Annotated in this window: 20 protein-coding genes; 12 read left to right on the top strand and 8 right to left on the bottom strand. The window is 71.1% G+C overall.

All coding sequences use genetic code 11. The features are described 5' to 3' along the window. The 9 genes from AC54T1_RS09665 to AC54T1_RS09705 all read left to right on the top strand — a co-directional run bounded on the left by AC54T1_RS09665 (nucleotide 1) and on the right by AC54T1_RS09705 (nucleotide 10,507). On the top strand, nucleotides 1-972 hold the full coding sequence (locus AC54T1_RS09665) for a hypothetical protein (protein ID WP_496911804.1): 972 nt from the start codon (nucleotides 1-3) through the stop codon (nucleotides 970-972). 186 nt (nucleotides 973-1,158) lie between these two features. Continuing rightward, nucleotides 1,159-2,106, top strand: a complete 948-nt coding sequence (locus AC54T1_RS09670; protein ID WP_496911805.1) for a hypothetical protein — start codon at nucleotides 1,159-1,161, stop codon at nucleotides 2,104-2,106. Nucleotides 2,107-2,158: 52 nt separating this feature from the next. Beyond that, nucleotides 2,159-3,127, top strand: a complete 969-nt coding sequence (locus AC54T1_RS09675) for a hypothetical protein (protein ID WP_496911806.1) — start codon at nucleotides 2,159-2,161, stop codon at nucleotides 3,125-3,127. A gap of 220 nt (nucleotides 3,128-3,347) precedes the next feature. After that, nucleotides 3,348-4,376 (top strand): hypothetical protein, encoded by a 1,029-nt coding sequence (locus tag AC54T1_RS09680; protein WP_496911807.1) that lies wholly within the window; start codon nucleotides 3,348-3,350, stop codon nucleotides 4,374-4,376. A 191-nt stretch (nucleotides 4,377-4,567) separates the two neighbouring features. After that, entirely contained in the window at nucleotides 4,568-5,620 is a 1,053-nt protein-coding gene (locus AC54T1_RS09685; protein ID WP_496911808.1) for a hypothetical protein, read from the top strand. A 163-nt stretch (nucleotides 5,621-5,783) separates the two neighbouring features. Further along, nucleotides 5,784-6,767 (top strand): hypothetical protein, encoded by a 984-nt coding sequence (locus AC54T1_RS09690; RefSeq protein WP_496911809.1) that lies wholly within the window; start codon nucleotides 5,784-5,786, stop codon nucleotides 6,765-6,767. A gap of 61 nt (nucleotides 6,768-6,828) precedes the next feature. Next, on the top strand, nucleotides 6,829-8,352 hold the full coding sequence (locus AC54T1_RS09695) for an efflux RND transporter periplasmic adaptor subunit (RefSeq protein ID WP_484344994.1): 1,524 nt from the start codon (nucleotides 6,829-6,831) through the stop codon (nucleotides 8,350-8,352). Beyond that, nucleotides 8,349-9,056, top strand: coding sequence for an ABC transporter ATP-binding protein (locus AC54T1_RS09700; RefSeq protein WP_484344993.1), 708 nt, complete (start codon nucleotides 8,349-8,351; stop codon nucleotides 9,054-9,056). The genes AC54T1_RS09695 and AC54T1_RS09700 overlap by 4 nt, the downstream gene beginning before the upstream one ends. Beyond that, complete coding sequence (locus tag AC54T1_RS09705) at nucleotides 9,053-10,507, top strand: ABC transporter permease (protein WP_496911810.1); 1,455 nt, start codon at nucleotides 9,053-9,055, stop codon at nucleotides 10,505-10,507. Before AC54T1_RS09700 ends, AC54T1_RS09705 begins: the two co-directional genes overlap by 4 nt. Before the next feature lie 15 nt (nucleotides 10,508-10,522). Here the strand turns inward: AC54T1_RS09705 and AC54T1_RS09710 are convergent, their stop codons facing one another. From AC54T1_RS09710 to AC54T1_RS09725, 4 genes are all read right to left on the bottom strand, one after another. Next, a complete protein-coding gene (locus tag AC54T1_RS09710) occupies nucleotides 10,523-11,320 on the bottom strand; it encodes an exodeoxyribonuclease III (RefSeq protein ID WP_496911811.1) in 798 nt (265 codons plus the stop codon). A gap of 6 nt (nucleotides 11,321-11,326) precedes the next feature. Continuing rightward, nucleotides 11,327-12,232 (bottom strand): bifunctional methylenetetrahydrofolate dehydrogenase/methenyltetrahydrofolate cyclohydrolase, encoded by a 906-nt coding sequence (locus tag AC54T1_RS09715; protein ID WP_496911812.1) that lies wholly within the window; start codon nucleotides 12,230-12,232, stop codon nucleotides 11,327-11,329. Between the two features lie 122 nt (nucleotides 12,233-12,354). After that, a complete protein-coding gene (gene glyA / locus AC54T1_RS09720) occupies nucleotides 12,355-13,656 on the bottom strand; it encodes a serine hydroxymethyltransferase (protein ID WP_484344989.1) in 1,302 nt (433 codons plus the stop codon). 269 nt (nucleotides 13,657-13,925) lie between these two features. Beyond that, a complete protein-coding gene (locus AC54T1_RS09725) occupies nucleotides 13,926-14,459 on the bottom strand; it encodes a GNAT family N-acetyltransferase (protein WP_484344988.1) in 534 nt (177 codons plus the stop codon). A gap of 104 nt (nucleotides 14,460-14,563) precedes the next feature. Here AC54T1_RS09725 and purU point away from each other — a divergent pair, with 104 nt between their 5' ends. After that, nucleotides 14,564-15,433 carry a formyltetrahydrofolate deformylase gene (gene purU, locus AC54T1_RS09730; RefSeq protein WP_484345398.1) on the top strand — a complete coding sequence of 290 codons (870 nt, stop codon included), beginning with the start codon at nucleotides 14,564-14,566 and terminating at the stop codon, nucleotides 15,431-15,433. Between the two features lie 24 nt (nucleotides 15,434-15,457). Here the strand turns inward: purU and AC54T1_RS09735 are convergent, their stop codons facing one another. The 4 genes from AC54T1_RS09735 to AC54T1_RS09750 are packed head-to-tail and all read right to left on the bottom strand — an operon-like array spanning nucleotide 15,458 to nucleotide 19,759. Further along, complete coding sequence (locus tag AC54T1_RS09735; protein WP_484344987.1) at nucleotides 15,458-16,687, bottom strand: sugar ABC transporter permease; 1,230 nt, start codon at nucleotides 16,685-16,687, stop codon at nucleotides 15,458-15,460. Then, on the bottom strand, nucleotides 16,684-17,454 hold the full coding sequence (locus AC54T1_RS09740; RefSeq protein WP_496911813.1) for an ATP-binding cassette domain-containing protein: 771 nt from the start codon (nucleotides 17,452-17,454) through the stop codon (nucleotides 16,684-16,686). The genes AC54T1_RS09735 and AC54T1_RS09740 overlap by 4 nt, the downstream gene beginning before the upstream one ends. Nucleotides 17,455-17,456: 2 nt before the next feature. Then, nucleotides 17,457-18,554: a substrate-binding domain-containing protein gene (locus tag AC54T1_RS09745; protein ID WP_496911814.1), complete on the bottom strand. Its 1,098-nt coding sequence runs from the start codon at nucleotides 18,552-18,554 to the stop codon at nucleotides 17,457-17,459. Beyond that, a complete protein-coding gene (locus tag AC54T1_RS09750) occupies nucleotides 18,551-19,759 on the bottom strand; it encodes an ROK family transcriptional regulator (protein WP_496911815.1) in 1,209 nt (402 codons plus the stop codon). The genes AC54T1_RS09745 and AC54T1_RS09750 overlap by 4 nt, the downstream gene beginning before the upstream one ends. Before the next feature lie 366 nt (nucleotides 19,760-20,125). On the opposite strand from AC54T1_RS09750, the gene AC54T1_RS09755 reads away from it, so the two are divergent. Continuing rightward, complete coding sequence (locus AC54T1_RS09755; protein WP_484344983.1) at nucleotides 20,126-21,574, top strand: glycoside hydrolase family 10 protein; 1,449 nt, start codon at nucleotides 20,126-20,128, stop codon at nucleotides 21,572-21,574. Nucleotides 21,575-21,822: 248 nt separating this feature from the next. Beyond that, nucleotides 21,823-22,917 (top strand): polysaccharide deacetylase family protein, encoded by a 1,095-nt coding sequence (locus AC54T1_RS09760; protein ID WP_496911816.1) that lies wholly within the window; start codon nucleotides 21,823-21,825, stop codon nucleotides 22,915-22,917. Nucleotides 22,918-23,040: the final 123 nt, after the last annotated feature.

A 23,040-nucleotide genomic window follows, 5' to 3' on the forward strand; every position in this document is an offset into this window, starting at 1 on the left:
ATGAAGACCGCTGCGACACACCATCGAGCCGTCGTCGCCGCGGCAGCAGCCGTCCTGCTGCTCGGCGCATGCTCGAGCACCACCTCCCCGGAGACGGACCCCGTGCCGACGTACGAGGACAGCCCGCTCTCCGTGTACCTGGGCAGCATCTGGGACCGCGACCCGGAGGCCGCGGCGGCGGCGCAGGTCGAGCTCGAGGAGAAGGTCGCGCAGTGCATGGCCGACCAGGGGTTCGAGTACACGGTCTCTGCAGGCGCACCGGACGGCGCAGCGGACGTCGGCGCGGACGAGTGGAACACCGAGTCGTGGATCGCGGCGAACGGGTTCGGTGCCGCGTCGCTCTACGGTGATGCGCCGGAGGTGCCCGACGCACCCACCGACCCCAACGGGGACTATGTCGCGTCGCTGTCCGAGGCGTCGAGGCAGGAGTACTTCAGGGCTCTCCACGGCGAGGAGGCGGGCAGCGTGACGGCGGAGGAGCTGGGAGGATCCGCGCCACCAGCCGACGGGCTGGGCTGCTACGGGGCGAGTCAGGAGGGAGCGACCTCCGCCGAGATCTTCGCCGACCCCGCGAACCGGGAGCTCTACGACAAGATCTTCGAGCTCACGCAGACCATCCTCGAGGATCCCGCGGTCCTCGCCGCCGACGTGGAGTGGTCGGACTGCATGGCCGACGCCGGCCACGCCGGGTATGCGTCCCAGGGCGAGCTGTTGGAAGAGGTGTACACCTCCTTCGACGAGCTCTACGGATGGGTCGACGGCATCCCCCCCGACAGCGACATCAGCCCTGACCCCCAGGCGGTCGCACAGCTGCGGGAGTGGGAGATCAGCATGGCGCTCGCCGACCGCGCGTGCCGGGAAGAGGTCGGTTGGGACGCCGCCTACATCGCTGCTCAGCACAGGACCGAGGAGCAGTTCATCTCTGATCACAAGAGCGAGCTCGACGCGCTCATCGCCGAGTACGGCGGTTGATCGGCAACCTGCACAGATCACCCGGGAGCTCGCTGGGCACGGCCCGGGCTGGCACGGCCTGACGGCCCAGAGTCATCCCGTGGGGGGATGGGAGGGCTCGCGGATCGGTCGTAGCCTTCTCGATGTCCCGCCGTGGCGATTCGTCACCTTCGACACCGTTGCCCGTCTCGAGAGGTTCTCCGCATCATGAAGCGCACTGCCACCTCCGGTCACCCGCTGATCGCCTTCGCGGCGGTGGCCCTGCTCCTCGCCGCATGCTCGGACGGGGCGCCGTCGACGAAGGGGCCCGGCCCTCGGTACGGAGAGAGCCCGCTGGCGGAGTACCTGGGGAGCGCCTGGGGCTACGACGACGATGCGGCGCAGGTCGCGGCCGATGAAGCGGTGGCCCAGTGCATGGCAGACCAGGGTTTCGAGTACACGGTGCGCGACGCCGGGTCGACGGACGAGTCCCAGGCCGACTACGACCCGGACGAGATGAACTCCGAGTCGTGGGTCGCGGCGAACGGGTTCCACGTCTGGTCGATGTACGAGGAGGCCGCCCCTGCGCCCGACGCCAACGCGGAGTATGTCGCGTCCCTGTCCGAGGCCTCGCGCGCTGAGTACGACGCGGCACTCTACGGGGAGTACGGAGAAGGCATGACGGAAGAGGAGCTGCAGAGCTACGTGCCGTCGCCGGAGGAGCAGGGCTGCTTCACGCTCAGCGCGCAGGCCGCTCCCGCCACGAGCTTCCTCGACGACCCGAAGTACAGCAGGATCTCCGAGCAGATGGGCGCCCTGCACCAGGCCTCGCTCAAGGATCCCGCCGTCCTCGCCGCGGTCGAGGAGTGGTCCGGATGCATGGCCGACGCGGGGCACGCCGGGTACACGTCCCAGGACGAGATGCTGTCCGAGCTGTTCGCGGAGTATGAGGACCTGTACGGATGGACGGCCGGCGAGGCCACCGTCACCCCGGCACCCCAGGAGGTGACCGAGATGCGTGAGCGGGAGGTCACCCTGGCGCTCGCCGACCTCACCTGCCGCGAGGAGGTCGGCTACGACGACGTCTTCCTCACGACCCTGCACGCCGCCCAGGAGCAGTTCATCGCCGACAACAAGAGCGAGCTCGACGAGATCGTCGCCGAGTACGGCAGCTAGTCGTTGTCGTCACGCCCGCCACTGTTGCCCGACCCGAGAGGACCTTCTCACCATGAAGCCCACTGCCGTCTCCCGCCGCCCGCTGGTTGCCGTCGCGGCGATCGTCCTGCTCCTCGGAGCATGCTCGAACGAGGAGTCCACGCCGACAGACGACGACCTGCGCTACGGGGAGAGCCCTCTCTCGGAGTACCTGGGCAGCGCCTGGGACTACGACCCTGAGACAGAGGCCGCAGCGCAGGTGGAGCTCGAAGAGGCCGTCGCTCAGTGCATGGCGGACCAAGGATTCGAGTACACGGTGCCCGATGCCGGGTCCGACGACACGTTCTCGTCCGTCGATCCTGACGAGATGAACACCGAGGCGTGGATCGCGGCGAACGGGTTCGGCGCCTCGTCGGTCTACGACGACCTCGGCGCCGAGGCGCCCGCAGACGCCAATGCAGAGTATGTCGCCTCCCTGTCCGAGGCCTCCGCCGCCGAGTACTACGCGGCGCTCTATGGCTCGTACGGCGAGGGCATGACTGAGGAAGAGCTGCAGAGCTACGTGCCGTCACCGGAGGAGCAGGGCTGCTACGGGACGGGTCTGCAGGCAGCCCCCGCCTCGAACGTGTTCTCCGACCCGGAGCACAGCGAGCTCTTCGAGAAGATCGGCGCCATCAGGACGACCGCCCTCGAGGATCCCACCGTCGTCGCCGTGACCAAGGAGTGGTCGGACTGCCTGGCCGACGCGGGGTTCTCCGGGTACGCGTCCCAGAGCGAGCTGATGGACACGGTCTTCGCGGAGTACGACGTCCTGTACGGATGGGTCGACAACGTTCCACCCGAGACCGCCGTCACCCCCGAACCCCAGGCGTTGACCGAGATGCGTGAACGGGAGATCTCCATGGCGCTCGCCGACTTCACGTGCCGCGAGGAGGTCGACTACGACGACGTCTTTCTCACGACCCTCTATGCCGCTGAGGAGCAGTTCATCACCGACCACAAGAGCGAGCTCGACGAGATCGTCACCGAGTACGGCAGCTAGCCACGGAGCCTGATGTCGGCCGACAGTCCGGCGGACACGGCGGATACGCGACCCAGGAGGAGCTGCTGGACGCGCCGAACACACGATCTTCACAGGTCCCCGAGGTCACGGGCTGCACAGATCGGCGTCGGGCGGCGTTCTAAGGAGGCACACCTATCCGCCCCAGCGCGTCCGACACGGACGCCCCACCACGCAGCGTCACGCTGCCGGGAGCGCACCCATGACACATCCGGCCCTCCACCGCGCCGTCCTCCTCGGAACAGCGGGACTCCTTCTCGTCAGCGCCTGCTCCGACGGGGGTGGGACGACACCGGAGGCGAGCTCGCCCGCCGAGGGCGCCGAGGCGGAACCGACCCCGGTGGCCTCTCCGATCGAGGAGTACCTGGGGGTCCTGGCGGCCCCCGACGAGAGCGACGCGGTGGCCTCGGCGCTCGCTGTCGAGGAGTTCATCGCCCAGTGCATGGCCGACGAGGGCTTCCAGTACACCGTGGTCGACGTCGCGTCGTGGTACTCGGACGACCTCCATGGCTCCGACGACGGCGGGGGCACGCGCGAGTACGTCACCGCGAACGGGTACGGGATCACGGAGAAGCCCGGTGAGGTCGAGGAGGCCGAGAAGGCCGTGGAGGACCTGGGACCCGAGCCGAACATGGCGTACGTCGAGACCCTCTCGGACGCGTCGGCCGCCGCGTACCAGCAGGCCCTGAGCGGCGTATGGGCCGGCGCTGGCACGAACGGCCTCAGCGAGACCGAGATGGCGGCCGCCCCTCCGGAGGACCAGGGGTGCAAGGGGCAGGCCGACGCCGCGGTCTACGACGAGGGCCCGTGGCAGAGCCCGGAGTTCGAGGCTCTCAAGGACGCGCGCAACGCGCTCTACGATGGGCTCGCGAACAGTCCGGAGACCGCCGACGCGGACGCGGCGTGGGCCGACTGCATGGCCGACGCGGGTTATCCCGGGTTGGCCAAGCAGCCTGACGCGGCGGAGAGCATCAAGGCCGCCCAGGACGAGGTGTGGGCTGCGGTGGACGTGAGCACCGACCCCGCGGCGCGACCCGAACCGACCGTCCAGGCCGAGCTCAACGCCCTCGAGATCGCGACGGCCCTCGCCGACCTCACCTGCCGCGAGGAGGTCGGGTACGACGCCACCGTCGATGCCGTCCGCATCGCCGCGGAGGAGCAGTTCGTCGTCGACCACAAGAGCGAGCTGGACGCGCTCATCGCAGCAACCGAAGAGGCCGACCGAGAGTGACGGACCGGCGACCCCGGACGGTGCGGCACCCCTCCCGCGAGCGGTGTGCCGCACCGACGAAGGTCGCAGGAGGCGGCCGATCATGGCGTCCGACGGCCGATGCCTCCCGCCGGGGGCGACCCGTAGCGTCGACGGCAGCGAGGGCCAGCGGTCCTCGACCCGACGTGTCGTCACCCCAAGGAGCTGCTCCCATGACTGTGCCCACCGGCCCGCGCCCCCACCCCACCACCAGAGCTGCGCGGAGCACCTGTTCCGGCCACCCTTCCGCCCGCCGCGCGGTCGTCGCCACGGGGCTCGTCGCGGTCCTGCTCACCGCCTCCTGCTCGGCGGAGGACACCACCGCGAAGACGGGTGCCGCGGACGGGTCGAGCGGCGTGACGCTCGCCGACAGCCCGCTGGCGGAGTACATGGGCGACCTCTGGACGATCGACACGGCGTCGATCGTCGCCGAGCAGCGCGAGATCGAGGAGCGCGTCGCCCAGTGCATGGCTGACGAGGGCTTCGAGTACACCGTGGCGGACGTCGAGCAGCAGCTCGGGCCCCTCGCGTCGCTGGACCTCGCCGAGGTCGGCACACGCGAGTGGATCTCCCAGCACGGGTACGACGTCGCGACGTCCGTGGGCACGACCGACGACGTCACGACAGAGGTCGTCGACCCGAACGTCGCGTACGTCGAGACGCTGTCCGCGGCGTCCAGGGCGGAGTACGACCTCGCGCTGTACGGCGACCTCTTCCCCCCGGAGGACCTCGCGCCCGAGGAGGTCGCGGACTGGGAGCCGCAGCACCCCGGGTGCACCTCGACCGCACGTGACGAGGTCTCCGGGCCGGCGATCTACGCCGATACCCAGTACCAGGAACTCATGGCCAAGACGTTCGAGCTCGAGGAGGCCGCCCTCGAGGACCCTGCCGTCGTGACGGCGAACGACGCCTGGGCGGACTGCATGGCCGACGCGGGATACCCGGGCCTCGCGTCGCCGGCGGACGCCCGGGACACCATCACGGCCGCGCTGGACGACCTGTGGGCGACCGTGGAGGGGGACTCCCCGACGTCCGAGGATCTCGATCCTGCCGCTCTCGCCGATCTCAGGGAGCGCGAGATCGAGACGGCCCTCGCGGACGACACGTGCCAGGCGGGGTCCGGCTACCGGGACGCGCTCCTGAGGAGCGTCTTCGCGGCGGAGGAGCAGTTCATCGTCGACCACCAGAGCGAGCTCGACGCGCTCAAGGAGGCGTACGGGCGATGACCCTGCCATCGCCCGGGCGGAGACGCCGGACGCACGAGTCATCCCTTGGGTGGATAGTCCCCCCACCCCGCTCGCGCATAGTCTTCTCGCGTCGCCCTTCGCGATACATCCATATTCTTCGCTTCCATCCTGAAGCGTCCGCCCGCAGGGGGTTCGTCCACACATGAAGCAATCTGTCCTCCGCCGTGCCACCGGCGTCACCGGGTTGGCCCTCGTCCTTCTGACGAGCGCCTGCTCCGACGACGCCGGGTCCACCACCCCCTCCTCCGGCGCCGAGCTCACGGCGGAGGAGTCGCCGCTGCTCGTCTACCTCGGCGACATCATCGGGTTCGACTCCGAGTCCTTCATCGCCGAGCAGATCGTCGTCGAGGAGTTCATCGCGCAGTGCATGTCGGACGAGGGGTTCGAGTACGTCGTCCAGGACGTCAAGGCGATGTACTCGGACCTGTCCGACGTCTCCAGCGACATGAACTCCGAGGAGTGGGTCATCAAGAACGGCTACGGCTACGGCGCCGTCGAGGAGGACAGCGAGACCCCCGAGCCACCCACCGACCCCAACGCCGAGTACACGGAATCACTCTCCGAAGCGAGCCGCGTGGCGTACGAGGAGGCGCTCTGGGGGACCTACACCATGCCCGAGGGCCTCTCCGAGGAGGAGCAGATGGAGTGGACGCAGCCTCTCGAGGAGCAGGGCTGCTACGGCGCGGCGCAGCAGGAGGCCGGCAGCACACAGCTGTGGGACGACCCAGAGTTCCAGGCCATGAACGACCAGGTCACCGCCCTCTACGAGGACATCCTCAAGGACCCGAAGGTCGCCGAGGCCGATGCGGCATGGGCCGACTGCATGGCCGATGCCGGCTACTCCGGGTTCTCGAAGCAGGAGGACGCGAGGCAGTCCATCTCCGACGCCGACACCGCGTTGTGGAGCGACGCCGAGGCCCTCGGCCCCGACGGCGCTCCCCGCTCGGACGCCGTCGCGGAGCTCCGCGAGCTCGAGCTCGCCACCGCGCTCGCCGACTTCACCTGCAAGCAGGAGGTCGACTACGACACGACGGTCCTCACGGTGCAGTTCGCCGCCCAGGAGCAGTTCATCGCCGACCACAAGAGCGAGCTCGACGCGCTGCTCGCCGCCCACGCCGAGGGGTGAGGTCGCCGATGCCGCACCACGCACGACCATGACCACTGCACGACACACGAAGGAGCACCCCATGGGCGACGCAGCACCTGCGCGAGGCCTGCACGGACACCGCATCATCTGGTTGATCGCGGTGGTCGCGGTCCTGTCCCTCGTCGCGGGGATGCTCCTCAGCCGGCTCATCGTGTCCCCCAACGACGCGGCCGCCCAGGCCGAGCCCCCGACCGGCGGGCCCATCACGGTGCCCGTCGAGAGCCGACTCATCCAGAACGACGTCGTCCTGCGCGCCGACGTGCTGTACGACGAGGCCGTGGACGTCCGCATCGACACGTCGGAGTTCAGCGGGGCGGCCGTCGTCACCGGGGCGATCCCCGAGGTCGGTGCCGTCATCGAGAACGCCGCCGTCATGCTCGAGATCGCCGGCCGGCCCGTCATCGCTCTGCCGGGGGCCCTGCCCGCCTACCGCACCCTCCGTGCCGGCGTGTCCGGCCCGGACGTCATCCAGCTCAAGCAGGCGCTCGTGGCCCTCGGAATCGATCCCGGCGACGCCGAGTCGGACCTCTACGACGCCGCGACCGCGGCGGCGGTGGACAAGCTCTACGTCGCCGTCGGGTACGAGTCACCGCAGAGCAGCGACGAGGCGACAGCCGCCGTCGATGCCGCCCGCGACGCGCTCACCATCGCGAAGTCGAGCCTCGTCTCGGCCGAGGCGGCCCTCCTCAAGGCCCGCGCGGGGGCGACGCAGGTCGCGCGGATCGAGGCCGACAACGCGGTCAACGCCGCGTGGCGGGCGCGGCAGAACCCCGAGGAGGGAGCCGACGTCGCCACGCTCGACGAGACCCTCGCCGTCGCCGTCGCCCAGCGGGACGCCCTCCTGGCTCCCGTCGACACGAGCGAGGAGACAGCGACGCGCGACGCCGCGAGCCAGGCCGTCACCACGGCCCAGACCGACCTCGACGAGGCGCTCGAGGACACCCTCACGCACCTCCCGGCGAGCGAGGTCACGTTCTTCTCCGACCTCCCGCGGCGCGTCAACGCCGTGCAGGTCGCGCGCGGTGACGCCGTCGAGGCGTCCACGCCCGTGCTCAGCGTCTCCGGCGCGACACTCGTGGTCCAGGGGACGGTGAGTGCCACCGAGGCGCCCCTGCTCAGCGCAGGGCTCGTCGGGAGCTTCGAGCTCCCGGACGGGACACCGGCCAACGCGACGATCCTCGAGCTGACCAAGGGCGGTCCGAGCCCGACCGGCGCAGCCGGGGGTGAGGGCGATGACGCAGCAGCAAGCAGCGGCACGCAGGACGGGCTCTTCACGGTGACCTTCACCCCGGACGCCCTCACCCCTGAGCAGATCGCGCTGCTGCAGGGCACCAACGTCCGCATCGTCGTCCCCGTGAGCTCCACCAACGGCGAGGTGCTCGCCGTACCGTCCGCGGCGCTCACAGCCGGCCCGAGCGGTGAGTCCCGCGTCGAGCGCCGGACCGAGGGGGACGCCAGCGAGCTCGTCACCGTCGAGACAGGTCTCGCCGCGGACGGGTACGTCGAGATCGTCTCCTCCGAGGTCCCCCTGGCCGCCGACGACCTCGTGGTGGTCGGCGGATGACCCTCACCGAGGAGATCCCGCTCACGCCACCCGACCCCACGCCCGCGGTCGTGGAGCTCCGGGCACTCGGCCGCTCCTTCCCCGGCGTGGACGCCCTCCGTGAGGTCGACCTCACGGTGACTCCGGGAGACTACGTGTCGATCATCGGACCGTCGGGCTCAGGCAAGTCGACGCTGCTCCACATCCTCGGGCTGCTCGACCGTCCCACCTCGGGCGAGTACCTCATCGACGGCATGGCGACGGGGAAGGCGTCCGAGCACGACCGTGCCGCCCTGCGCGGCGGACGCATCGGCTTCGTGTTCCAGTCCTTCCACCTGCTCCCGCAGCGCACCGTCCTCGACAACGTCCTGCTCGCCTGCCTGTACAGCGGCGTGCCGCGCGGCGAGCGCGTGGAACGGGCACGGACCGCGCTCGCGCGGGTGCACATGGACCACCGCATGAACTTCACGCCCGTCACCCTCTCCGGTGGTGAGCGGCAACGTGTGGCGATCGCGCGCGCGGTCGTCGCCAACCCGAAGCTGCTGCTCGCCGACGAGCCCACCGGCAACCTCGACACGACGAACTCGGCGGGGATCATGGACCTGTTCGACGAGCTCCACGCGGACGGTCTCACGCTCGTCGTCATCACCCACGATCCCGCGGTCTCGGCCCGGGCGACCCGACGCGTCCGCATCACCGACGGACGACTGGCGGAGGTCGCATGAGGTCGCCACTGGCCGCACTGGCCGCACGCAGCGCCGAGACGTCAGCGGCGCCCGCCCTCCCGGACACCACCGAGTCCACCGACACGGTGGGAACGACGCCCGCGGCGGAGACCGGTCCCGCGGGTCCGGCTCGCGCGGCCCGGTTCCGGGCCCTCGTGGGACGTCGCCCACGCTGGCCCGAGCGGTGGCGACGCGGGCAGCGGACCTCTCGTCTGCACCTCAGCTCCCGCCGCGACCGCTTCTCGGTGCGTGACCTCTTCGCGGAAGCAGCGCACGGCATCGGCGCCCGCCCCGGCCGGCTCCTGCTCACCATCCTCGGGACCGTCCTCGGCATCGGGTCCGTCGTCGTCACCGTGGGCCTCGCCCAGACCGCGGCCGGTCAGATCAGCGCCGAGTTCGACGCCGTCGCCGCCACCCAGGTGGTCATCGAGCCCGAGACCTCCGGCGGCGCGCTCGGTGGGCAGGAGCGCGCCCTGACGATGCTTCCGTGGGACGCACCGGAGCGAGTCCTGCGGCTCAACGGTGTCGAGCGCGCCGGGCTCGTCGGCGCGGTCGACGTGAAGGGCCAGACCGTGACGGCCGTCCCGGTGAACGACCCGTCCGTCGCTGCCCTCTCGAGCCCACCCGTCCTCGCATCGAGCGGCGGCTTCCTCGAGGCGGTGCGCGGCGACGTCGTCGCCGGCCGCTACTTCGACGACGGCCACTCCGAGCGTGCGGACCGGGTCGTGGTACTCGGTGAGCGCGCTGCGACGAAGCTCGGCGTCAACCGCCTCGAGAGCCAACCGTCCATCTTCATCGGGGAGACCAACTACACCGTCATCGGGATCGTCAACGGGATGGACCGCCGCAGCGACGTGCTCGACGCGGTCGTCCTGCCGATCGGTACGGCGCGTGCGGACTACCAGCTCCCCGCCGCGGAAGAGCTGCACGTGCGCATCGCCACGGGGGCGGGGCCGCTCGTCAAGGAGCAGGCACCCGTCGCGCTCGACCCCAACGCCCCGGAGACGTTCTCCGTGGCCGCTCCGCGCAGCGGCTCCGACCTGCGCGAGAACGTCCAGGCGAGCGTCGACGCGATCTTCCTCGCGCTCGGCGGCGTCGCCCTGCTCGTCGGGGGCGTCGGCATCGCGAACGTCACCCTCCTGTCGGTCATGGAGCGCCGTGGGGAGATCGGGCTGCGCCGGGCCCTGGGGGCCACGAAGCGCAACATCGCCGGTCAGTTCGTCGTCGAGTCCGTCGTCATCGGGTTGCTCGGCGGGCTCATCGGGGCCGCCCTCGGGGTGTTCATCGTCGTCGGCGTGTCCGTCGTGCGGGAGTGGACACCGATCCTCGACATCCGGATGGCGGGCGGCGCCGCGCTGCTCGGTGGGGTCATCGGGCTCCTCGCGGGCCTCTACCCCGCCATGAAGGCGGCGGCCGTCGAGCCGATCGCCGCGCTGCGCGGCGGAGCCTGAGCTCCGCCGCCAGCGTCAGAAGGCGTACTCGACGACGAGCGGGGCGTGATCGCTCCAGCGCTCGTCGTGCGCCGCGGCACGGTCCACCTCGGCCGTCGACGCGAGCTCGCCGAGGGCGGGCGTGGCGAGCTGGTAGTCGATCCGCCAGCCGGAGTCGTTGTCGAACGCCCGCCCCCGGTTGGACCACCACGTGTACGGCCCGGGGCCCGGACCGCCGAGCCGGCGCCCGAGGTCGTCCCAGCCCGCCGCGAACCACCGGTCGAGGTAGGCCCGCTCCTCGGGAAGGAACCCGGCCTGCTTGAGGTTGCCCTTCCAGTTCCGGATGTCGTCGTTCGTGTGCGCGATGTTGAGGTCGCCCGCGACGAGCACGAACCGCGCGTCCGCGAGCTCCTCGAGGCGCGCGGTCACCTTGTCGAGGTAGGCGTACTTCTCGTCCATCTTCGGGGTGCCGACGCTGCCGGAGTGGATGTACGCCGAGACGACCGTGAGCAGGTCCCCGGACGGCAGCCGCAGGTCGGCCTCCACCCAGCGGCCGGTGTCCACCGGCACCTCGGTCTCGCCCGCGCCGAGCCCCACCCGGACGGCCTCGAAGGGCAGCCGGCTCGCGACCGCGACACCCGCGCGGCCCTTGATGTCGCACGCCTGGTGCACGCTGTGCCAGCCCGGCCCGAGGAGGTCCGCGAGGATCTCGTCGGTCGCCCGGACCTCTTGCAGGAGGAGCACCTGGGGGTCGCGTCGTGCGAGCCACTCCCCCATGCCCTTGCGGTACGCGGCACGGATCCCGTTGACATTGACGGTGGCGACGGTGAGCATCGGCCCCTACCTGCCGTTCTCGTCCGACGCGGCGGCGGCCTCGCGCTCCGCGGTCGCGACGACGTTCGCCAGGAGCATCGCCCGCGTCATCGGACCCACCCCGCCGGGGTTCGGTGAGATCCACCCCGCCACCTCGGCGACGGCCGGGTCGACGTCGCCCACGATGCGGGCCCTCCCCGTCGCCTCGTCGGTCACCCGGCTCACGCCGACGTCGACGACCACAGCGCCCGGCCGCACGTCCTGCGGCTTGACGATCCCCGGGACACCCGCCGCGGCGACGATGACGTCGGCGGTGCGCAGGTGGGCGGACAGGTCCCGGGTGCCCGTGTGCGTGAGGGTGACGGTCGCGTTGACCGCGCGACGGGTGAGCAGCAGGCCGATCGACCGGCCCACCGTCGTGCCACGGCCGACGACGACGACGTGCTTGCCTGCGAGATCGATACCGTTGCGGTCGAGGAGATCGATGATGCCCGCGGGCGTGCAGGGCAGCGGCGAGGTGATCGTCTCGTTCGTGCGCAGCACGAGGCGACCGAGGTTCGTGGGGTGCAGCCCGTCGGCGTCCTTGGCCGGGTCGACGAGCTCGAGGACGGCGTTCGTGTCGACGCCGCGCGGCAGGGGCAGCTGGACGATGAACCCCATGCATGCCGGGTCCTCGTTGAGGCGCCGGACAGCGGCTTCGATGTCCGCCTGGCTCGCGTCCGCGGGCAGGTCCTCACGGATCGACGCGATGCCCACCTCGGCGCAGTCGCTGTGCTTGCCGGCGACGTACTTCGTCGAGCCGGGGTCCTCACCCACGAGGAGCGTGCCGAGGCCGGGGGTGATCCCCCGCTCGCGGAGGGCGTCGACACGCACCGCGAGCTCGGACTTGATCTGCTTCGCTGCGGCCTTGCCGTCGAGAATCTGTGCGGTCATGAGGTCTCCTCCACCGGGAACGGGACGGACGGCGCGGGGCCCGCAGCGTGCTCGCTGGTGCCCCGCGCCGGGGTGAGGGTGCTGTCTGTGACGCTCGAGACTGTCTGTACAGCTCGAGGCCGTCAGTACTGCTCGAGGCCCGGGTACAGCGGGAAGTCACCCGTGAGCTTCTGGACGCGGGCGCGCAGGGAGTCGACGTCGGCGGCCGCGCCGGACACGAGTGCCGTCGCGATGATCTCGGCGACCTCGGCGAACTCGGCGTCGCCGAAGCCGCGGGAGGCGAGCGCCGGCGTGCCGATCCGCAGGCCCGACGTCACGCGCGGGGGGCGCGGGTCGAACGGGACCGCGTTGCGGTTGACCGTGATGCCGACCGCGTGCAGGAGGTCCTCGGCCTGCTGGCCGTCGAGCTCGGAGTGACGCAGGTCGACGAGCACGAGGTGCACGTCCGTCCCGCCCGTGAGGACCGAGACACCGGCACCCGCGACGTCGGGCGCGGTCAGGCGCTCCGCGATGATCCGGGCACCGTCCAGGACGCGCTGCTGGCGCTCCCGGAACTCGGCCGAACCGGCGATCTTGAACGCCACGGCCTTCGCGGCGATGACGTGCATGAGCGGGCCGCCCTGCTGCCCCGGGAACACCGCGGAGTCGATCTTCCTGGCGAACGCCTCGCGGGAGAGGATGAAGCCGGAGCGGGGTCCACCGATGGTCTTGTGCACGGTCGAGGACACGACGTCGGCGTACGGCACCGGGCTGGGGTGCAGGTCCGCGGCGACGAGCCCGGCGAAGTGCGCCATGTCGACCCACAGCTTGGCCCCGACCTCGTCGGCGATCGACCGGAAGGCCGCGAAGTCGAGCTGGCGCGAGTAGGCGGACCAGCCACCGATGATGACGTCCGGACGCTCGGCGAGCGCCGTCTCGCGGACCTTATCCATGTCCACGAGGTGCGTCTGCGGGTCGACGCCGTACGCGGCGACCTCGTAGAGCCTGCCCGAGAAGTTGATCTTCATGCCGTGCGTGAGGTGCCCGCCGTGCGCGAGCTCGAGGCCGAGGATCTTGTCACCCTTGTTGATGAGGGCGTGCAGGACGGCGGCGTTCGCCGTCGCACCGGAGTGCGGCTGGACGTTCGCGTGCTCGGCGCCGAAGAGCTCCTTCGCGCGCGCGATGGCGAGGACCTCGGCGACGTCGACCTGCTCGCAGCCGCCGTAGTACCGCTTGCCCGGGTACCCCTCGGCGTACTTGTTCGTCAGGACGGAGCCCTGGGCCTCGAGGACGGCGCGCGGGACGAAGTTCTCGGAGGCGATCATCTCGAGGGTGTCGCGCTGCCGCGCGAGCTCCCCGTCGAGGACCGCGGCGATCTCCGGGTCGACCTCGGCGAGGCCCTGGTTCATGACGGTGTGCTGGCTGTTTCCGGTCTGGGCGGTCATGCGTCTCCTTGCAGCGCGGGACGGCGGTCAGGCCCCGGCCGGGGACCTGCTCGCCTCGTGTACCTGCTGTGCGTGAGGGGCCCGGCCGTCGCGGCACCGCACACACGTGTGTGGTGACCGGGGCCCAGGCGAACGACCCGAAGTCTTCGAGAACACGTCACTCCCCGGTGGTCATCCACCATGCCCGCTGCCGACCGTGCGCACAGGGTCCTCAGACACCGTGCGGGACGGACGGGGTGCGGGACTGCGCCAGTCGCGACACCGCGATCCTACACGGGCGACCCGGAAGACTCCGACTCCGACTCCGCGGCATCCTCGGCCCCGGACTCGCCGAGGATGCGGCGCAGGTACGCATAGGTGAGGTCGCCCGCCACCCGGTCGTGCTGGTGCTCGTAGCCCTGCTTCTCGTAGAGCGCGAGGTTCTGCTTCGAGTCCTTGCCGGTGAAGACCCAGATCTCCGTGGTCTCCTCCGGCAGGTGCGGGAGGACAGCGAACATCATCTGCGTGCCGATCCCCTTGCCCTGGAGGTCGGGGGCGACGGCCAGACGCCCGAGCGTCGCCTTGCCCTCCTCGATCTCCACCCGCACAGAGCCGACGAGGCGGCTGCCGGCCCAGGCACCGAGCGTCACGACACCCTCCGCGGCGAGGTCGGCGCGCAGCTCACCGAGCGTCTGGGTCAGCGGCGGGATGTTCGGGTCCCCGTACAGCTGGGCCTCGGTGACGAACGCGGCACGGCGCAGCGTGAGCAGCTCTCCGGCGGCGTCGTCGGTGACCAGTCCGATGGTGATGTCCAGATCGCTCATGCACGTATCGTCTCAGACTCCGTGCGCACACCCCGCCGCCGCACCACCCCTCGGGCACTACCCTTGGCCGGGTGACATCTCCCGCCACCTCCTCCCCCGCGAACCTGCCCACGGCCGAGCAGACCGGCGCTCGGACGCACTGGGTCCTCTCCCTCTCCTGCCCCGACCGGCCCGGGATCGTGCACGCCGTCGCCGGCCTGCTGGCCGCGCACGGCGGGAACATCACGGAGTCCCAGCAGTTCGGCGACCCGGACACGAACCTCTTCTTCATGCGCGTGCAGGTGCAGTCGGCCGCGTCCCGGCAGGAGCTGGCGGACGCCGTCGAGGAGCTCGCGGCAGAGTTCTCGATGAGCTGGAACCTCGATGTCGTGGGGCGCCCGGTCCGGACGCTCGTCATGGTCAGCCGCGCCGCGCACTGCCTCAACGACCTGCTGTTCCGCCAGCGGTCGGAGGACCTGCCCCTCGACATCGTGGCCGTCGCCGGAAACCACAGGGACCTCGAGTCGCTCACCGAGTTCTATGGCAAGGAGTTCCACCACATCCCGGTCACGAAGGACACGAAGGCCGAGGCGGAGGCGCAGCTGCTCGCGCTCGTGCGGGAGCTCGACGTCGAGCTCGTCGTGCTCGCCCGGTACATGCAGGTGCTCTCGGACGACCTCTGCCGCGAGCTGCAGGGCCAGGTCATCAACATCCACCACTCGTTCCTGCCGAGCTTCAAGGGCGCCAAGCCCTACCACCAGGCGCACGACCGGGGCGTCAAGCTCATCGGCGCCACGTCGCACTTCGTCACCGGGGACCTCGACGAGGGTCCGATCATCGAGCAGGACGTCGAGCGGGTGGACCACTCCCGGACGACCGCCGAGCTCGTCGCGCTCGGCCAGGACGTCGAGCGGCGGGTGCTGGCACGCGCCGTCCGGTGGCACGCTGAGCACCGGGTCCTGCTCAACGGCCACCGGACCGTCATCTTCCGCTGACGGCCCCGCGCGCGTCCCGGACCGTCACCAGCGCCCCGGGGTCGCTCTCGAACGGGCGCGCCGGGCAGCGGTGTCGATCATGATCGCCAGGACGAGCACGACGCCGGTCACCATGTAGTAGACGTCGACGCCGAGGTTCATGAGCGTGAGCCCGCTCGAGATCGCCTGGATGACGAGGATCCCCAGGAGCGCAGCCCACGCGCTCCCGCGCCCCCCGAACAGGCTCACGCCCCCGATCAAGGCTGCCGCGATCGCCGTGAGGGACGCCTCGGTCCCGCCACTGCCCTGGTTCGCGGCGGCGAGCCGGCCCACGGCCAGCACCCCGCCCACCGCGGCCAGGGAGGAGCAGGCGACGAACACGGACACCGTGACCCGCCGGACCGGCAGCCCCGCCCGGCGTGCCGACTCGACGTCACCGCCCACCGCGCGCACGACACGCCCCCATCGTGTCCGGCGCAGCAGGAGGTCCGCCGTGGCGACGAGCCCGACGAAGACGGTGAACATGGCGGACAGACCACGATCGGTCCCGAGGTGCGCCACGCCGCAGACGAGGACGACCGCCAGGACACCCACCCGCAGCCACAAGGACCGCCAGGACGCGACCGGCAGGTCGGCGTGCGCCCGACGGGAGCGCTCGATGAGACGGCTCGCGGCGTACCCGGCGACGACACACCCGACGAGCGCGTACGCGAGAGGTTGCGGCAGGAACATCTGCTGGGCGAACCGCACGAGCCACGAGTCGAGGGGCATGCTCACGGACCCCGTGCTGCCCAGGACCCGCAGCTGCAACCCGAACGCGACGAGCAGCCCCGCGAGCGTGAGGACGAAGCTGGGCAGGCCCAACCGTGTGCTCAGCAGGCCGTAGACGAGACCGAAGGCCGCGCCCAGCGCGACCGCGGCGACGATCGTCACCGCGAGCGGGGCGTCGAGCCGCATGAAGGCCACCGCGACGACGGCGGACCCCAGTCCGCTGACGGCTCCGACCGAGAGGTCGATCTGCCCCACGAGCAGGATGAGGACGACGGCGAGCGCGAGAACGCCGCTCGAGCTCGACTGGAGGGTGAGGTTGACGAGGTTCTCGCTCGCCAGGAAGGTCGTGTCGAGCACCTGGAAGACGACGGCGATGAGGACGAGCACGCCGACGACCGGGAGCGCACCGAGGTCCTCGCCGCGCAGCCGCGCCAGCACCTGCGCGCTCCGACCCCCGCCTGTCGGGGTGGGGCCTGCCGTCACCGAGCGCGCGGGGGCGGTCATCGGGCCAGCCCCGGTGCGGCACCGGTCACGGCAGCGAGCAGGTCCTCGTAGGTGGTCTCGCGCGCCGGGAAGAGTCCGTTGACGCGGCCCAGGCGCAGGACGGCGATGCGGTCGGCCACCGCGTGCACGTCGGCCATGTTGTGACTGATGAGGACCACGGCATGACCCCGTTCTCGGAGGCGTTCGATGAGATTGAGGACCTCGGCCGTCTGCGTCATACCGAGGGCTGCGGTCGGCTCGTCGAGGATGACCACACGCGGCTCGCCGAGGAGCGCGCGGGCGACGGCCACGGCCTGCCGCTGGCCTCCCGAGAGCGCGGCGACGGACGCGCGGACGGACGGCACCCGTGCGGCGAGCTGGCCCAGGAGCTCCCACGCCCGACGTTCCATCGTCACCTCGTCGAGCAGGGCACCGCGCCGCAGCTCGTTGCCGAGGAACAGGTTCTCGACGACGTCGAGGTTCTCGCACAGCGCCAGCTGCTGGAACACCGTCGCGATACCCCAGGAACGGGCCGCAGCGGGCGACGCGAAGACGACCGCCTCGCCGTCGACCAGCACCTCGCCCGCATCCGGCCGTGTCACCCCAGCCATCACCTCGACGAGAGTCGACTTGCCCGCACCGTTGTCGCCGACGACGGCGAGCACCTCGTGCGGGCGGACGTCGAGGTCCACACCGACGAGCGCGCGCACCGCTCCGAAGCTCTTCGATACCCCGCGCAGGCTGAGGACGGGCGTGCCGCCCGGGGCCGCGCTCGCATTCGTCACCATGATCACCTCTCCTCCGCCGGGAGCAGACCCACGGCGGCGCACGCCTGCTCGTACGGCTGGACGCAGATCTCGTCGACCGTGAAGACTCCGCCGTCGATGAGCACCTCCTGGATGGTCTCGCGCATGACCGCGACGGGCTGCAACAGCTCGGCCGGCACACCGTCGACGGTCTCCGAACCAGCGGTCCCAGATCCGTCGAGCAGCCCGACCGCCAGCTCCGCGGCCGTGCGGGCCTGCTCGGCGATCGGCTTGTAGACGGTCATGTGCTGGTCCCCCGAGACGATCCGCTGCACCGCCATGAGCTCTGCGTCCTGACCGGTCACCGGCACGCTACCGAGCCCTGCCGCCCGCATGGCCGCGACCGCGCCGCCCGCTGTGCCGTCGTTCGCCGCGTACACGGCGTCCACCTCCGCGCCATACAGGGCCAGCTGTCCGGACACCCAGTCCTGGGCCTTGTCGGGGCTCCAGTCGGGGGTGTCGTACTCGGCGAGCACCCGCACACCGCTGCCGGCGAGGGCGTCGTCCAGACCTTCGCGCAGTGCTGCGGCGTTCGTGTCGGTCACTGCTCCGTTGACGACGAGGATCCCACCCTCGGGCTCCCCCGCGGCCTCGAGCGCGGCGAGGAGCGCCTCACCCTGGAGCCGTCCGATGCGCGTGCTGTCGAAGGACACGTAGTGGTCCGCACCGGCGAGGAAGCGGTCGTACGCGACGACCGGGACGCCACGGTCCTGGGCCGCGGCGACGATGCTCGCCGCAGCCGCCGCGTCGACGGCGTCGAGGACGAGGACGTCCGCGCCCTGGGTCAGGGCAGACTCGGCCTGCTGCTGCTGCCGCGCGGGGTCCTGGTTCGCGTTGGCGTAGATCACCGCACAGTCCGCGCACCGGTCAGCCACGGCCCCGACGAACACCGGCCTGTCGAGGCTCTCGTACCGGGCCGTCTTGGACTCCGGGAGCAGGAACGCGATGGTTCCTCCTGCGGCACCGGGGGTGGCGCAGGCGACGAGCGGCAGGACGAACGCGGCGAGCAGCGCACCGGTCGCGCTGCGACGTGCCGCGGCCCGCCGTCTCCGGGGCCCGCTGCTCGGGGGCATGGTCGTCATGGTCGTCCTTCGTCCTGCGTCAGCACTGCGGGCAATGGTCCCCCGGCGATCTGTGCGCGGTCCATGGCAAGCAGCAGGGCGCCCCGCACCTCGGCCAGGTTGCCGAGGTCCGACGTGACGACGGGCACCGGCCCCGCCGTGCTCTGCACGGTGTCGCGCGCGAGCGCTGCTCGGAGCGGGTCGAGGACGAGGTCCCCGGCCCGGGCGAGGGGGCCGCCGAGGACGACGACCTCGGGATCGGCGACGGCGCACAGGACGGCGACCGCGTGCCCGATCCGCTCCCCTGCCGCGGCCAGCACCTCACGGCAGAGGTCATCTCCGCTCGCGGCCAGGGTCAGCACCTCGTTGAGGCTGAGGTTCCCGTGACTGTCCTGGAGCGCACCGAGCAGGGCGTCGGTGCCCGCGTAGGTCTCGAGGCATCCGCGCTGCCCGCAGCGACACAGGGGTCCGCCGGCCTCCACCTGGAGGTGGCCGATCTCACCGGCTGCTCCGCTGCGACCGTGCATGAGCGACCCGCCGACGACGAGGCCCGCGCCGATGCCGTGCGAGGCACGCACGTAGACGGCGTGCTCCCGGCCCCGCGCCGCTCCGGCGCGGACCTCGGCCAGCGCGCCGAGGTTCGCGTCGTTGTCGACGTACACCGGTACGCCGAGCTGCTCAGAGAGGAGGTCGGGCACGCTCACGCTCTGCCACCCGCGCAGCACCCCGACCGTCGACACGCGCCCCGTGCGGGGATCGACCGCGGCGGGCACCCCGACGCCCACCCCGAGAACCTCGGCCATCGTCGCGTCGACCTGGTCGACGAGCTCCGCGAGCAGGATCCCGGCACGGTCGAGGCCGTTGTCTCCTCGATGATCGGGCGGGAGGGGCATCCGCTGCTCAGCGATGATCCGGTGGGCGGTGTCGGCGAGCGCGACGCGCAACGACCGGGTGCCGAAGTGCACCCCCGCGACGAGCCCGAGGTTGCGGGCGAGCGTCACCTGCTGCGCCCGCCGCCCGCTCCGTGACGTCGGAGCCGTGTGCAGGACCCCGATCGAGCTGAGCTCCTTGACGATGTTCGAGACGGTCGCCGGCGACAGCCCTGTGACCCCGGCGAGCTCGACCTGCGTGAGCGAGCCGCGCTGCTGCACCGCGGTGACGATCCGGGCCCGGTTCGCCTCGCGCAGCGAGGTCTGCGAGCCGGGCGTCGTCCGGTCCTGTCTCACGGTCGCCAGCGTACCGTCGGGCGGGCCTCGCGACCTTCGGCGCCCGACGACCTCCCCGCACCGTCGGCGGAAGAGGAGTCGGCACGGGCCGACGGGACATGACGTCGCCGGCTGGGCCGCGCGGTGAAATCTATCGGGCGCCATCCGCCGGGGAGACCCCCCGGCGGCGACCGGTGTACGGATGAAGCCCTCGGGGCGCCTATCCATGCCGGAGATGAAACGTTTAAGGGGGTGTCGAAAGTTCACGAAACTTGTCGCAACCTCTTGACCGCATCGGGTGAAACGGTGAGTGTGTGACGAGCGCCCCAATCCGGGCGCTCCGGCCGCGCAGCGACGCGTCGACCGGGAGAGTCCAGTGGAGGATCAATGACGAACCCACCCATGTTGACGCGGTTGAGGGGCGGCTCCGCGAGCCGACGCTCACGCGCCAGCCGTACAGTCTTCGGCGCACTGGCCACGGCCTGCGTCGCGGCAGTCACCCTCAGCACGATCCCCGCAGCAGCGGCCGGATCGACGCTCGCGGCGGCAGCTGCCGAGACGGGCCGGTACTTCGGCACGGCGATCGCGGCCAACAAGCTCAACGACTCGGCCTACACGACCATCGCGAACCGCGAGTTCAACATGATCACGGCCGAGAACGAGATGAAGATGGACGCTCTCGAGCCCAACCAGAACCAGTTCAACTACACCAACGGCGACCGCATCGTGAACTGGGCCCTGCAGAACGGCAAGCAGGTGCGAGGCCACGCCCTCGCCTGGCACTCCCAGCAGCCCGGCTGGATGCAGAACATGTCCGGCACCGCCCTGCGCAACGCCATGCTCAACCACGTCACCCAGGTCGCCACCCACTACAAGGGCAAGATCTACGCCTGGGACGTCGTCAACGAAGCCTTCGCCGACGGCAGCTCCGGCGCCCGCCGCGACTCCAACCTCCAGCGCACCGGCAACGACTGGATCGAGGCCGCGTTCCGCGCCGCCCGCGCCGCCGACCCCGCCGCCAAGCTCTGCTACAACGACTACAACACCGACAACTGGGCGCACGCCAAGACCCAGGCCGTGTACAACATGGTCAAGGACTTCAAGGCCCGCGGCGTACCGATCGACTGCGTCGGGTTCCAGGCCCACTTCAACAGCGGCAACCCGGTCCCCTCCGACTACCACACGACGCTCAGCAACTTCGCCGCCCTCGGCGTCGACGTCCAGATCACCGAGCTCGACATCGAGGGCTCCGGCTCCTCGCAGGCCCAGCAGTACGACGGCGTCGTCCAGGCGTGCATGGCCGTCGCCCGCTGCACCGGCATCACCGTCTGGGGCGTCCGCGACCCCGACTCATGGCGTGCGAGCGGCACCCCGCTCCTCTTCGACGGCTCCGGGAACAAGAAGGCGGCCTACACGTCCGTCCTCAACCGTCTCAACGGCGGCGGCGGCAGCCCGGCGAACCCGGGCACCGGCAACCCTGGAACAGGCAACCCCGGAACCGGCACCCCCACCGACCCTCCGCCCACGGACCCCGGCACCGGTGCAGCCTGCACCGCGACGTACTCCGAGGGACAGAAGTGGAACGACCGGTTCAACGGGACGGTCACCATCCGCGCCAACCGCGCCATCACCAGCTGGACCTCGACCGTCACGCTGCGCTCACCACAGCGCATCACCGCCACCTGGAGCGGCACCCCGACCTGGGACTCCTCCGGCAACGTCATGACGATGCGTCCGGCCGGTAACGGCAACCTGGCCGCTGGCCAGACCACGACGTTCGGCTTCACCGTCAACCACGGCGGCCAGTGGGCATGGCCCACGGTCTCCTGCTCCTGAACCTGACCCGGGCCACTCACCCCTGACCAACCCGGGTCACCACACGACGGCGGTCTGCGCGAGCAGGCCGCCGTCGTCGTCCCCACAGGGCGACGACACGTCCCGCAGGATCGGCGCGCACCCCGCGCTCCCGGCCCGGCGCGTCATCACGACCGACCCACCACCTCGCCGCCAGGGCACGAGCGTGTCGCCGAGCGGCTCCTCCTCACGGGCGACGACGCCCGTGAGTCCACTCCCATGGAGGACCCATGACGAACCCACCACCCCTCGCGCGCACGCGCAGGGTCACCCGTGGATGCGTGTCCCGCGCTTACCGCGCTACGTTCGGCGCCCTCGCGACCGCGCTCGTCGCGGCGGCCACGCTCACCGCTCTCCCTGCTGCGGCGGCCGACCCGCCGACGTGCTCCGCGGGGTACGTCGCGCTCACGTTCGACGACGGTCCGACGGCGGCCACCACCTCGCGTCTCATCGAGATCCTGCGCACCAACAACGCGACCGCGACCGTCTTCCCCACGGGTCAGAACATCCAGAGCAACCCCGCAGGGCTGCGGGCGTACAACGATGCCGGCCTCGTCGTGGGGAACCACAGCTGGAACCACCCGCACCTGACGAGCATGAGCAGCGCAGACGTGCGGTCCCAGCTCGAACGGACCCAGCAGATCGTCCAGCAGACCATCGGCAAGACGCCCAACCTCTTCCGCCCCCCGTACGGCGAGACGAACTCGACGCTCCGGTCGATCGAGTCGTCCCTGGGTCTCACCGAGGTCATCTGGTCCGTCGACTCCGAGGACTGGAACAACCGGACGTCGAGCCAGATCCGTCAGCGCGTCGCGGCGGTCCAGGCCGGCGGAGTCGTACTCATGCACGACTGGCCCACGGCCACGCTCGACGCACTCCCGGGCATCATCTCGGACCTCCGAGCCCGCAACCTGTGCCCCGGTGTGATCTCCCCGACGACGGGGCAGGCCGTCGCACCGACGACGACCGCGCCGACGAACCCGACCGACCCGGGCACGCCGGCCAACCCCACCAACCCACCCGCGACCGGTGCAGCCTGCACCGCGACGTACTCCGAGGGACAGAAGTGGAACGACCGGTTCAACGGGACGGTCACCATCCGCGCCAACCGCGCCATCACCAGCTGGACCTCGACCGTCACGCTGCGCTCACCACAGCGCATCACCGCCACCTGGAGCGGCACCCCGACCTGGGACTCCTCCGGCAACGTCATGACGATGCGTCCGGCCGGTAACGGCAACCTGGCCGCTGGCCAGACCACGACGTTCGGCTTCACCGTCAACCACGGCGGCCAGTGGGCATGGCCCACGGTCTCCTGCTCCTGAACCTGACCCGGGCCACTCACCCCTGACCAACCCGGGTCACCACACGACGGCGGTCTGCGCGAGCAGGCCGCCGTCGTCGCGCTCCGGCGTGACGACGCTCGGGCAGCGAAACGTTTCAGACTC

The sequence above is a fragment of the Sanguibacter sp. Z41_6 genome (assembly GCF_059621145.1).